Origin of the sequence: Saccharopolyspora sp. NPDC049357 (genome assembly GCF_040677225.1) — a bacterium.
Lineage (GTDB): Bacteria > Actinomycetota > Actinomycetes > Mycobacteriales > Pseudonocardiaceae > Saccharopolyspora.
Genome location: NZ_JBFAQJ010000023.1, coordinates 93,338 through 105,068, shown reverse-complemented (window position 1 = coordinate 105,068; position 11,731 = coordinate 93,338). Strand labels below are relative to the sequence as shown.

Here is an 11,731-nt window from a genome sequence, read left to right as displayed (position 1 = left end):
CGCCCCCCACACCTCCCCCCCACCACTGCCCCCGCTAGCCTTTTTATATTTCCGCGCGAAATTCGAACGGCAAAGTCTCGACTCGAATTTCGCGCGAAATTCGAATTCTCACGCCGTGAGCGAACGCGCGGAGGAACTCCGATACACGGTGCTGCGGCTGTTCTTCGTGGAGAGCCGCTCAGAACCTGCCGCGGTGCCGGTTGCTCGGGGAGGCGACTTCGTCGCTCGCTTGACGGTTGGGCCCCTTGTGACCCCTGCTTCCTCTCGTCTTGGTTTCAACGAAAACCCTGCTCTGGCGGCCGAAACGGCTAAGTGATCCGGGGCTAATGGGGGAGCGGTTGCATCGGTTGTTCACCGGTTCTTCACGGGTTGGCAACAAGGCTCGAGAGTCCTTGCCCTCCGTGATCATCGGGCCTTAGCTTTCCGACCACCGGCTGACCGCCGGTGGTCGTGGTGCGACGGAGCGTTGGCTGAATCCCGGGAGCTCGGTCGCGCTCGCGACCAGGGCACCGGAAGGACCGATAGTGAAAGTTCGCCGCACTCGTACGGCGGCATTGCTGGGCGCGTCCCTGGTGTGCGCGTCGGCGTTGACCGCATGCGGCCAAGCCGCAAGTGCCAACACGATCAACCTCTACAGCGCACCCGAGGAGAACCTGCAGCACAACGTCGATCGCTGCAACGCCAAAGCCGCAGGCAAGTACAACATCGTCTACCACAAGCTGCCCCGAGACGCCGACGGTCAGCGCGAGCAGATGGTGCGCCGCCTCGCCGCCGGGGACACCGGCATGGACCTGCTCTACCTCGACGTCACCTGGACCGGCGAGTTCGCCGAGGCCAACTGGGTCCGCGAGTGGACCGGCGCCGACAAGGCCGAGGTCGAGCAGGACACCCTGCCCGGACCGCTGGAAACCGCGACCTGGCAGAACAAGCTCTACGCGGCGCCGAAGAACACCAACGTGCAGCTCCTCTGGTACCGCAAGGACCTCGTCCCCCAGGCGCCCCAGAGCTGGGGCGAGATGATCTCGACCGCCCAGCGCCTCAAGCAGGAGGGCAAACCGCACTGGATCACCCTCACCGGTGCGCAGTTCGAGGGCCTGTACGTGCACTACAACACGCTGCTGGAATCGGCGGGCGGGCACGTGATCGGCGAGGACGGCAAGACCGCCGTCGTCGACCAGGGCGCGGTGCGCGGGCTGGAAGCCCTGCGCGACCTCGGTAACGCGGGCGTCACCAGCCCCGGCATGAACAACGCCGAGGAGGACGACGCGCGGCAGGAGTTCGAGACCGGTCAGTCGGCCTTCGAGCTCAACTGGCCGTTCGTCTACGCCTCGATGCAGGAGGAGAAGCCCGAACTGGCCGCGAAGGTCGGCTGGGCGCGCCTGCCCGGCCTCGACCCGAACGTGCCCAGCAAGTCCACCATCGGCGGCGCCAACTACGCGGTCAGCAGCTACTCCACGAAGCCGGAGCTGTCCTTCGAGGCCGCGAAGTGCCTGCGCGACAAGGAGAGCCAGAAGTTCTCCGCCGTCAACGACGGCGTGCCGCCCACCAGCGAGTCGCTCTACTCCGACCCGGAGCTGCAGGCCGAGTACCCGATGCACGAGACGATCCTGCAAGCCCTCAAGGACCCGGGGATGCGACCGGTGACCCCGGCCGCCCAGAACGTCTCGACGGTGCTGTCCAACATGCTCAGCCCGATCGCCGAGATCGATCCGCAGGCCACCGCCGAGCGGATGCGCCGCGAGGTGCAGAACGCCCTGGAGTCCAAGGGAGTGATGCCCTGATGGCGACCACCGTCGAAGGCCTCGTCAGCGACGGCAAGCGGGCCGAACGCCGGCTCGGCATGATGCTGGCGGCCCCGGCCGCGCTGGTGATGATCGCCGTCACCGGCTGGCCGATCCTCTACGCGTTCTGGCTGTCCTTCCAGCGCTTCGACCTGAAGTACCCGGACCAGCGCGAGTTCGTCTGGTTCGACAACTACATCACCGTGCTCACCAACACCTACTGGTGGAGCGCGTTCTGGGTGACCATCCTCGTCACCGCCGTCTCGGTGCTGGTCGAGTTCGTGCTGGGCATGTCGCTGGCGCTGATCATGCACCGGGCGCTGGTCGGCAAGGGACTGGTGCGCACGGTCAGCCTCATCCCGTACGGCATCGTCACGGTCGTCGCTGCGTTCAGCTGGCGCTACGCATGGACCCCGGACACCGGCTACCTGGCCAACGCCATCGCCCCCAGCGGGGCTCCGCTGACCGAGTACGGCAGCGCGCTGGCGATCGTCATCGTCGCCGAGATCTGGAAGACCACGCCGTTCATGGCGCTGCTGCTGATGTCCGGGCTCGCGCTGGTCCCCGACGACCTGCTCAAGGCGGCGGCGATGGACGGCGCGGGCGCCTGGCAGCGGTTCGTCAAGGTCATGCTGCCGGTGATGAAGCCCGCGATCCTGGTCGCGCTGCTGTTCCGGACCCTCGACGCCTTCCGCGTCTTCGACCACATCGTGGTGCTCACCGGGGGAGCGCAGGACACCTCATCGGTGTCGGTGCTCGCCTACAACAACCTCATCAAGGGACTCAACCTGGGCATCGGATCGACGATGTCGGTGCTGATCTTCATCGCGGTCGCGCTCATCGCGTGGATCTTCGTGAAGCTCTTCGGCACCGCGGCCCCGGGCAGCGAAGAGAAGGGGAGGGGCTGATGGCCGGCCTCGGCGGGACACCGACGCCCGCGCGCAAAGCCAAGTGGGCCGCGCTCAACGTCATCGTGGTGGCCTACGCGCTGCTCCCGGTGCTGTGGATCCTGTCGCTGTCGTTCAAGACCTCCGACACCCTCTCCGACGGGAACCTGATCCCGCGCGAGTGGACGCTGGAGAACTACGCGGCGATCTTCTCCACCACCGAGTTCACCCGCGCGCTGCTGAACTCCATCGGCATCGCGCTGATCGCCACGGCGATCGCCGTCGTGCTGGGCACCATGGCCGCCTACGCCATCGCCCGGCTCGACTTCCCCGGCAAGCGCGCGCTGGTCGGGGCGTCCCTGCTGATCGCGATGTTCCCGCAGGTCTCGCTGGTCTCGCCGCTGTTCGACATCGAGCGGACGGTGGGCCTGTTCGACACCTGGCCGGGACTGATCCTGCCCTACATCACCTTCTCGCTGCCGCTGGCGATCTACACGCTGTCGGCGTTCTTCCGGGAGATCCCGTGGGAGCTGGAGAAGGCGGCCAAGATGGACGGCGCCACACCCGCGCAGGCGTTCCGCCGGGTGATCGCACCGCTGGCCGCGCCGGGCGTGTTCACCACCGCGATCCTGGTGTTCATCTTCTGCTGGAACGACTTCCTGTTCGCCATCTCGCTGACGTCGACGGCGAACTCGCGAACGGTTCCGGTTGCGCTGCAGTTCTTCACCGGCGACTCGCAGTTCGAGGACCCGACCGGGACGATCTCCGCCGCCGCAGTGGTGATCACCATTCCGATCATCCTGTTCGTGCTGTTCTTCCAGCGACGCATCGTGTCCGGACTGACCTCCGGCGCAGTGAAGGGGTAAGCAAGTGGCCGACATCGTGCTGGACAAGGTGACCAAGCGCTACCCGGACGGGGCGCTGGCGGTCAACGAGGTCAACCTGGAGATCGCCGACGGCGAGTTCGTGATCCTGGTCGGTCCGTCGGGCTGCGGGAAGTCGACCACGCTCAACATGATCGCCGGGCTGGAGGACATCAGCGGCGGCGAGCTGCGCATCGGCGGGCAGCGGATGAACGAGCGCGCGCCCAAGGACCGCGACATCGCGATGGTGTTCCAGTCCTACGCGCTCTACCCGCACATGACCGTGTTCGAGAACATGGCCTTCCCGCTGCGACTGGCCAAAGTGGACAACGCGACGGTGGAGGACAAGGTCACCGAGGCCGCGAAGATCCTCGACCTGAGCAACCACCTGGACCGCAGGCCGGCCAACCTCTCGGGTGGTCAGCGGCAGCGGGTCGCGATGGGCCGGGCGATCGTGCGCAGCCCGAAGGCGTTCCTGATGGACGAGCCGCTGTCCAACTTGGACGCCAAGCTGCGGGTGCAGATGCGCACCTCGGTGTCGAAGCTGCAGAAGCAGCTGGGCACCACCACCGTCTACGTCACCCACGACCAGACCGAGGCGATGACCCTCGGCGACCGCGTCGTGGTGCTGCGCGGCGGCGTGGTGCAGCAGGTGGGACCGCCGCAGCACCTCTACGAGAACCCGGCGAACCTGTTCGTGGCGGGCTTCATCGGCTCGCCCGCGATGAACTTCGTGCCGGTGGAACTCGCGGAGGGCAAGCTGCGCAGCGCCCTCGGCGACGTGCCGCTGCCGGAGGGGCTGCGCAAGGCCGCGGAGGCCGCCGACGCGCCTCGGGACCTGGTGCTGGGCATCCGCCCGGAGCACTTCGAGGACGCCGCGCTGGTCGACGACGCGGTCAAGACCAGGGGAGCGACGTTCACCGGTGAGGTGGACGTGGTCGAGGAGATGGGCTCGGACAAGTACGTCTACTTCACGCTGCAGGGCGCCAAGGCCAGCAGCGCGGAGCTCGACGAACTGGCCGCCGACAGCGGCAGCTCCGAGGTGCCCACCGACGACGGCCAGGTCGTCACCCGCCTGTCGGTGGAGTCGCGGGCTCGGGAGAACTCCGAGCTCTCGGTCTGGTTCGACACCGACAAGATCCACCTGTTCAACCCGAAGACGGGCGAGACGATCAGGTAGCGGATGGGAGGGGACGGTTCTCCGGCCGCGAGGCGTGGAGCAACCGTCCCCTTCGCGCGGTGATCTAGAGCTGGTTCGCGATGAGCACGAACTCCGTGGCGATCCAGCCCGCGATCAGCGCGACCAGAAAGGTGAGCTTGCTGGAGAGCAGGCGAGTCATAGCGGTGCCTCCCTACGTGAGAACGAGATTCTGGTTGCTGCAGATCCGTTTTCACGATGTGGCCCGCGGTCTACCCGGGCAGGGGCCGTCAGCGCGCGCAGGCGCTCGGCGCGGGGACCACGTCCCACATCGCGCCGGGTTTTCGCTGCACCCAAGCGGAGTGCCGGAACAGCTTCTCGGCGATCTCCCGGCGAGACACGGGACTTCGTCTCGCGGTGAGGAGAAGTCGCACCTGGGTGGGCGCGGTGTTCAGCGCTTGCATGTCGGACCTCCTCACTTCCACGTACGACATCGGTTCGAGCGCCGGAATCGTTACAGCCACTTGTTCTTCCGGAAGATCTTGAACAAGACCATGCAGGCGACGAGCATCACGACCATCACCATCGGATAGCCGAACTTCCAACCGGTTTCGGGCATGAAGTCGAAGTTCATGCCGTAGATCCCGGCGATCATCGTCGGCGTGGAGATGATCGCGACCCAGGCCGAGATCTTGCGCATGTCGGTGTTCTGCTGGAGCGTGATCTTGGCGAGCGTGGCATCCACCAGCGTGGTCAGCAACTCGTCGAAGGCCCCGACCATTTCCGAGACCCGCGCCAGGTGGTCCTCGACGTTGCGGAAGTAGGAGCGCACGTCCTCGGCGATCATCGGCGTGTACCCCTCCGCCAGCCGCTGCATCGGCTTCGACAGCGGCTGCACCGCCCGCCGCAGCTCCATGACCTCGCGCTTCATCAGGTAGATCTGCTCGGCGTCGATCTTGGTCCGGGGTTCGAAGACCTCGGCCTCGATCTCGTCGATGTCGTCCTGGAACGCCTCGGTGACGTCCAGGTAGTTGTCCACCACCGTGTCGGCCACCCCGTGCAGCACCGCCGACGGGCCCAGCGCCAGCTGCTCGGGGTCGTCCTCCAGCCGGCAGCGGAGGTCGCCCAGCTCGGCGTGCTTGCCGTGCCGGACGGTGATCACGAAGTCCCGGCCGAGGAAGACCATCAGCTCACCGGTGTCGACGATCTCGCTGGTCGCGGTGCGGGTCTCGGTGTCGGCGTAGCGGACCGTCTTGAGCACCATGAACAGCGTGTTGTCGTAGCGCTCCAGCTTGGGCCGCTGGTGCGCGTGCACCGCGTCCTCGACCGCGAGCTCGTGCAGCCCGAAGGTCTCGGCGATGCCGTTGATCTGCTCCTCGGTCGGTTCGTGCAGCCCGATCCAGACGAACCCGGTGCCGCGCCGGCGGACCTCGTCGATGGCGTCGGCGTGGTTCCAGGTCCCCTCCAGCCGGTGGCCGTCGACGTAGACGGCGCAGTCCACCACGTAGGCGGACACCGGCGCGGGCTTGCGAGCGACGGGCTGGGCCGCGCGACCGTTGCGGTTGCGCAGGCCGAGCGAAGGCAGGTTCGGCACGACGGCCTCCAGGGGGTTCCGGGGCCCAGGAACGTGCGTGGCGCGAGACCGGTGGTGGTCCGGTCGGCGGTCGTCCGGACGGTCGTCCGGACGCTGCACCGCGGCGGTGTTCCCTCGGGCGGAGATCACTCTCGCTTGCGGGGGTATCGCATCCCGGCCGGGCCCCTGACGGGCCGGAGAACCAACTCGCTCAGATCAGCGACGGGCCTTCTCGGCGGGGATGCGGTTGGTACTGCACGGAAGCGCGCTGTCGGTACTACTGCTCACGATCCCTCACCTCCCGAAGGTCATCCACCACAAGCGGTGGGCACTGCATCAGCCAACCGGGAACCATACTCCGTCCGGGTGGGCTGCTGACAACTGCGTCGAACTCACGTCACAGGTCGCAGCGATGGCAAGAACGCGAAAGCGGACCAGTCGACTAATTCGGGCACCCGGAAAGGGCTCCACTCGGGGGTCGATCCACCGATCGTCACGTACTCCGTCGGAGACGGGTAACCCGGCGGCATTCCCGCTCACTCGTTGCGGGGTAAACAATCCCAGGACCTGAGCGCCTCGGCCAAACCGGCGGTGAGCGCTCCATTTCGATCGAGTGTGGCGAAAGTCGCACCGTCCGCCCACATTGCGTCGGCGGCGTCGTCACCAGCGGAAAGCGCCCATTCGTTGCTCCGGCAGGAGTAGTCGAGGATCTCGAAGGTTCCGCGCGGAGCGGGGCGCTCGACCCGGCCGATGAGATCACCGACCGTGACGACGAGTCCGGTTTCCTCGAAAACCTCGCGCCGTACCGCCGAATGATCGGATTCTCCGTGCTCCACCCGGCCCCCGGGTATCGACCACTTGCCCCTGCCAGGATCATTGGCCCGCTTGACCAGGCACAACCTGCCTCGGGGGTCAAAAATGAGAGCTCCGACGCAGCGGATCACGGGATTCTCAGATACGATCATCAACACGGAGGGTAGTTGGTCCGGGCCTGCCCGGAAACGACTGACCCAAGTGCGGTACAAAGCTGCCGTAATGGGGCGGAGTGCGGTACAACGGATCAGCAGGCGCCTGTGCTACTCAAGGGCTTTTTCGGACGGGGTGCGTCACAGTGAACATGAAGAAAATCCTCACCTGGGCAGTGGTTGCTTTCCTCCTGTTCTTCTTGTTTTCCGCGCCGGACCAAGCCAGCAATGTCGTGAACGGCATCCTGGCCAGTCTTCGTGGGGCTGCAGAAGCTGTCATCACCTTCATGCAGAACCTCTTCCAGGGATAAGGCGAGAATCGCGGGGAGGCGGGTGCGTTGTTCGCTCCTAGGGATCCCGACGAGTACCTGCTGGACTCCGAACGCCGGGTGATCCGGGTTCGGCGTCACTGGGCCAGCTTGGTGTGGGACCTGTTCGAGGCGGCGGGGTTGCTCGTCGGACTCGTGCTGGTGTCGTACCTGCTGCCCGCCGGCAGCTCCTGGCTGTTCCAGAACATCCTCTGGTACGCCGGTCTTGTCGTGCTGATCCGCTTCACCTACCAGGTTCTCGACTGGTACGTGGAGCGCATCGTGGTGACCGACAAGAGGTTCTTGATGACCACGGGGATCTTCACCACCAACGTGGCGATGATGCCGGTCACCAAGGTCACCGACCTGACCTTCCACCGCTCGCTGATGGGCCGGATGTTGGGGTACGGCACGCTGATCGTCGAGTCGGCGGGCCAGATCCAGGCGCTCAACCGGATCGAGTACGTCCCCAACCCGACCGAGGTCGAGGACGCGATCTCGGGCCTGGTGTTCGGTGACAAGAAGGGCCAGCAGCAGGACCGCTTCTCCATGCTGAAGGCCCGCCGCGCAGCGGTGGGCAAGCGGAAAGCGGCGAAGCTGTAGTTCTCGTGGTCCGGTGGTCCCGGCGTGTTCGGGATCACCGGCGCGAGTCCTCGTCGCGGCCGGTCATGGTTCACACTGAGGTGTGCTCATCGACCTGCACGCGCATTCCACCGAGTCAGACGGGACCGACACACCGGCGGAGCTGGTGGCGACCGCGGTCGCTGCCGGGCTGGACGCGGTCGCGATCACCGACCACGACACGACCGCCGGTTGGGCGGAAGCCGAACGCGCCGTGCGCGAACTCGGTCGTCCCGGAACGTTCCGGTTGGTCCCTGGTGCGGAGCTGTCCTGCTCCAGCCCCGACGGTCGTGGCGGCAGGGTCACGGTCCACCTGCTGGCCTACCTGTTCAACCCCTCGTCTCCCGCGCTGGTGCACGAGCAATCGCGTCTGCGCGTCGAGCGCCGCGAGCGGCTGCACCAGATGGCGCACCAGATGGCCTCCGACGGCTTCCCGATCGACCCCGAGGCGATCATGGCCGGGCTGCCGCCGGACTCCCCGGGTGGACGCCCGCACTTGGCGCGCGCGCTGGTCGCGGCCGGAACGGTCGCCAGCGTCGACGAAGCCTTCGCGAAGTACCTCAGCAGCAGCGGCAGCTACTACCTGCCGCGCACCGACACCCCCGTGCACCGGGCCATCGACATGATCTCCGAAGCGGGCGGCGCGACCGTGCTGGCGCACCCCTTCGCCCACAAGCGGGGACCGGTGGTCAACGCCGAGGTCGTCGCCGAGCTGGCCGATCACGGGCTCGCCGGGGTCGAGGTCGACCACCCCGACCACGACGAGCCCACCAGGGCGAAGCTGCGCGAGCTGGCCGCCGAGCTGGACCTGATCCCCACCGGCAGCAGCGACTACCACGGCACCAACAAGACGATCCGGATCGGCCAGGAGACCACGGCCCCCGACTCGTTGGAGCGAATCATCGCCCGCTGCACCGGGAGCAAGGTCATCAGCTGACCTGCCGGTCGGCCGTTCTGCGTAGTGTTGTCGGCGTGCAGCAGCAGCTCGGCCTGGAAGGCATTCCCGGGAAACTCGTGCGGGTCACCCCAGCCCGCCTGTCGACGTGGGCGGGATGCCCTCGCCGGTACCGCATGACCTACCTCGACAGACCCGCGCCGAAGCGCGGAGGGGCGTGGGCCAACGCCACGCTCGGCGCGGTCGTGCACAACGCGCTGAAGGCGTACTTCGAGCTGCGTCCGGAGAAGCGCACCCCGCAGCGGGCGGAGGTGCTGGTGCACCGGCACTGGAAATCCGACGGATTCGCCGACGCCGACCAGGCCGCCGAGCACCGGCGACGCGCGCAGCGCTGGGTCCACGACTACGTGGCGGAACTGCCGGCCGACTTCACCCCGGTGGCCATCGAGCGCTGGGTGTCGGCGCCGGTCGGCGAGATCATCGCCGAGGGCCGGGTGGACCGCGTCGACGAGCGGGACGGCGAGCTCGTGGTCGTCGACTACAAGACCGGCAGGCACGGGCTGCGGGTCGACGACGCGAAGAACTCGCTGGCACTGGGCTTGTACGCGCTCGCGGTGCGCAAGACCTTGCGTCGGCCGTGCAACCGGGTTGAGCTGCATCACCTGCCGACCGGTACGGTCGCTGCCTGGGATCACACCGCCGAGTCCCTCGACGGACTCCGGGAACGCGCCGAACGGCTGGCGGGTGAGCTCCAAGAGGCAACCGACGCACTGGAATCCGCGTCCCCGGGCTCCAGCACCGTTGCGGAGACGGCGTTCCCGGTCAGGACCGGACCGCACTGCTCCTGGTGCGATTTCCGGGCACACTGCACCGAGGGACAGCAGGCCGCACCGGATCTGCGACCCTGGTCGCTGCTGGGGGACGGATGAGCTTTCGACCGGAGGACGGGCCGATGCACGCACCAGCCCCGCAACGCCGCACACCGCCCCGCACGCGGCACATGCCGCCCGGCGACGGTGCGCGCCGGATGCCGCCGCCCCGTCCGCGCAGCGCGGCTCCTGAGGCCCGGCACACCCGCCCGCACCGCCACGAACTCGCCCGGTCCCGCCGGGTGAGCACCGCGGGCACCACCCTGCGCAGCTTCACCGGTGCGCTGGCCACGGGCTCCCTGGTGCTGGGGCTGGTCCTGATCGGCGTCCAGTTCTGGGCCACCTCGCACGGGCAGCAGGGGCCGGGTGTCGGCGCGGTGATCTCGCAGGTCGTCGCGGGTCTCATCGCCCTCGCGCTGCAGACCTACGCCGACCGCCACCGCGACCGCAACGGCGGTCTGGCCGTGGTCGGCGTGCTGGTCGTGGTGCTGGGATCGCTCTGGTTCTGGTGGTGGTGACGGTCTGAGCACCGCCACCCACTCCGAAGGGCCTTCCGCGCGGGAGGCCCTTTTTCGCGGTCAGCGCAGCGCGATCAGGGTGTCGCCGCGCTGTTCCAGCACGACCGGTCCGACCGAGTTGAGCCGGACCGGGCCGGTGTAGCCGCCGCGGTCGACGGGGATGACGCGCTCGCGGGCACCGGTCACCGGATCGAGGACGGCCATGCCGCCCTGCACCGGCATCACCAGCCGATTCGCCAACGAGGTCCCCGCTCCCAGCGTGTCCGGGACGGTCCACAGCGGGTCGAGGGTCTTCGGGTCCAGCGCGATCGTGTCCGCCCCGGTGTGCCAGTAGATGCGGCGTCCGATCGCGGTGCTCTCGACCCGCACGTTGTCGTCGCCCGCGAGGGGACCGGTGCGGACCGGGTGGGTGGCGACCACGCGGCCGGTGTTGTCGAAGAGCACCAGCTGCGGGTCGTCGCGCATGACCACGGCGACGCGCTCCTCGGTCACCGCCACGACCGCGGCGTCCCGGCTGCCGAGGGAGACGCTGAAGATCTCCTCGGGCTTCTCGTCGTCCTCGGGATGCGCCTTGATCGCGGTGACCCGGCCCGTCTCGCCGGGGCAGTTCTCGATGGCGCTCGCGCGCTCGTGCCCGACCGCGATCGAGGAGTAGGTGCACTCCGGGCGTTCGATGTTGTTCTTCGGGTTCTTCAGCTGCGGCGGAATGCCGTACTGCTGGGTGCGCACCAGGTCGGAGCGCCAGGTCTCGAAGGAGCGGCGGCCGGTGGCGGTCAGGTAGGTGCCGTCGCCGAGCAGCCGGGTGCCGAACTCGGCGTCGGTGTTGCGCTGCGGGCCGCGCTCACCGGTCGGTCCCCGCAGCGAGGTCACCTCGCTGCAGTTCTGCGACTTGGCGAAGACCGCGACGGCCCGGTCCCACTCGGTGCCGATCGTGCACAGCGGGATGTCGCGCGCGTAGCGCCAGGCGACCCGGCCGGTCAGCGGGTCGTGGCCGAGGACCTCGTTGCCGTTGCCGGTGACCACGGCCGGCGATGCGATCACCGGCACCGGGGTCGCCGGGCTCGGCGCCCGCCAGATCTCGTGCAGGGCGCCCGGAACCGACGTCGGCACGGGTGGTTTCGGCAGCGGTTCGGCCGCGGTCTCCGAGATCGTCGCCCGGGCGTCGCTGTTGAACCACAGCACGCCCGAGCCGATGAGCACGGCCACCACGATCATCGCGACCGCGACCAGGTCACCCCTGGTGCGCCGCTCCGGCCGGACCAAACCAACTCCCCCAAAGTCATCGACGGGCTCCCGGCCCGGAGCTTACCCGC

General features: G+C 67.9%; 14 protein-coding genes. 10 read left to right on the top strand and 4 right to left on the bottom strand.

Going from position 1 to position 11,731, the window contains the following annotated elements; genetic code table 11:
• The 5 genes from AB0J91_RS20115 to ugpC form a co-directional block, all read left to right on the top strand.
• The coding region (locus AB0J91_RS20115) for a hypothetical protein (protein ID WP_363870911.1) at positions 1-316 on the top strand (316 nt) is incomplete at its 5' end.
• Positions 317-524: 208 nt separating this feature from the next.
• Complete coding sequence (locus AB0J91_RS20110) at positions 525-1,781, top strand: ABC transporter substrate-binding protein (RefSeq protein ID WP_363870908.1); 1,257 nt, start codon at positions 525-527, stop codon at positions 1,779-1,781.
• Positions 1,781-2,689 (top strand): sugar ABC transporter permease, encoded by a 909-nt coding sequence (locus AB0J91_RS20105; RefSeq protein WP_363870905.1) that lies wholly within the window; start codon positions 1,781-1,783, stop codon positions 2,687-2,689. The genes AB0J91_RS20110 and AB0J91_RS20105 overlap by 1 nt, the downstream gene beginning before the upstream one ends.
• On the top strand, positions 2,689-3,534 hold the full coding sequence (locus AB0J91_RS20100) for a carbohydrate ABC transporter permease (RefSeq protein ID WP_132627329.1): 846 nt from the start codon (positions 2,689-2,691) through the stop codon (positions 3,532-3,534). The genes AB0J91_RS20105 and AB0J91_RS20100 overlap by 1 nt, the downstream gene beginning before the upstream one ends.
• Before the next feature lie 4 nt (positions 3,535-3,538).
• Complete coding sequence (gene ugpC, locus AB0J91_RS20095; RefSeq protein ID WP_363870902.1) at positions 3,539-4,711, top strand: sn-glycerol-3-phosphate ABC transporter ATP-binding protein UgpC; 1,173 nt, start codon at positions 3,539-3,541, stop codon at positions 4,709-4,711.
• A gap of 248 nt (positions 4,712-4,959) precedes the next feature.
• On the opposite strand, the gene AB0J91_RS20090 is transcribed toward ugpC, so the two are convergent.
• The 3 genes from AB0J91_RS20090 to AB0J91_RS20080 all read right to left on the bottom strand — a co-directional run bounded on the left by AB0J91_RS20090 (position 4,960) and on the right by AB0J91_RS20080 (position 7,207).
• Positions 4,960-5,133: a hypothetical protein gene (locus tag AB0J91_RS20090; protein ID WP_363870899.1), complete on the bottom strand. Its 174-nt coding sequence runs from the start codon at positions 5,131-5,133 to the stop codon at positions 4,960-4,962.
• A 50-nt stretch (positions 5,134-5,183) separates the two neighbouring features.
• Positions 5,184-6,263, bottom strand: coding sequence for a magnesium/cobalt transporter CorA (gene corA / locus AB0J91_RS20085; RefSeq protein ID WP_363870896.1), 1,080 nt, complete (start codon positions 6,261-6,263; stop codon positions 5,184-5,186).
• 515 nt (positions 6,264-6,778) lie between these two features.
• Complete coding sequence (locus AB0J91_RS20080; RefSeq protein WP_363870893.1) at positions 6,779-7,207, bottom strand: NUDIX domain-containing protein; 429 nt, start codon at positions 7,205-7,207, stop codon at positions 6,779-6,781.
• Positions 7,208-7,353: 146 nt separating this feature from the next.
• On the opposite strand from AB0J91_RS20080, the gene AB0J91_RS20075 reads away from it, so the two are divergent.
• The 5 genes from AB0J91_RS20075 (at position 7,354) to AB0J91_RS20055 (ending at position 10,418) form a co-directional block, all read left to right on the top strand.
• A complete protein-coding gene (locus tag AB0J91_RS20075; protein WP_165939939.1) occupies positions 7,354-7,518 on the top strand; it encodes a hypothetical protein in 165 nt (54 codons plus the stop codon).
• 27 nt (positions 7,519-7,545) lie between these two features.
• On the top strand, positions 7,546-8,118 hold the full coding sequence (locus tag AB0J91_RS20070) for a PH domain-containing protein (RefSeq protein ID WP_363789532.1): 573 nt from the start codon (positions 7,546-7,548) through the stop codon (positions 8,116-8,118).
• 82 nt (positions 8,119-8,200) lie between these two features.
• Positions 8,201-9,073: a PHP domain-containing protein gene (locus tag AB0J91_RS20065; RefSeq protein ID WP_363870890.1), complete on the top strand. Its 873-nt coding sequence runs from the start codon at positions 8,201-8,203 to the stop codon at positions 9,071-9,073.
• 35 nt (positions 9,074-9,108) lie between these two features.
• Positions 9,109-9,960 (top strand): PD-(D/E)XK nuclease family protein, encoded by an 852-nt coding sequence (locus AB0J91_RS20060; RefSeq protein WP_363789534.1) that lies wholly within the window; start codon positions 9,109-9,111, stop codon positions 9,958-9,960.
• A 23-nt stretch (positions 9,961-9,983) separates the two neighbouring features.
• A complete protein-coding gene (locus tag AB0J91_RS20055) occupies positions 9,984-10,418 on the top strand; it encodes a hypothetical protein (RefSeq protein WP_363870887.1) in 435 nt (144 codons plus the stop codon).
• Positions 10,419-10,478: 60 nt separating this feature from the next.
• Here the strand turns inward: AB0J91_RS20055 and AB0J91_RS20050 are convergent, their stop codons facing one another.
• Positions 10,479-11,681, bottom strand: coding sequence for a hypothetical protein (locus AB0J91_RS20050; RefSeq protein WP_363870884.1), 1,203 nt, complete (start codon positions 11,679-11,681; stop codon positions 10,479-10,481).
• Between the last annotated feature and the right edge of the window lie 50 nt (positions 11,682-11,731).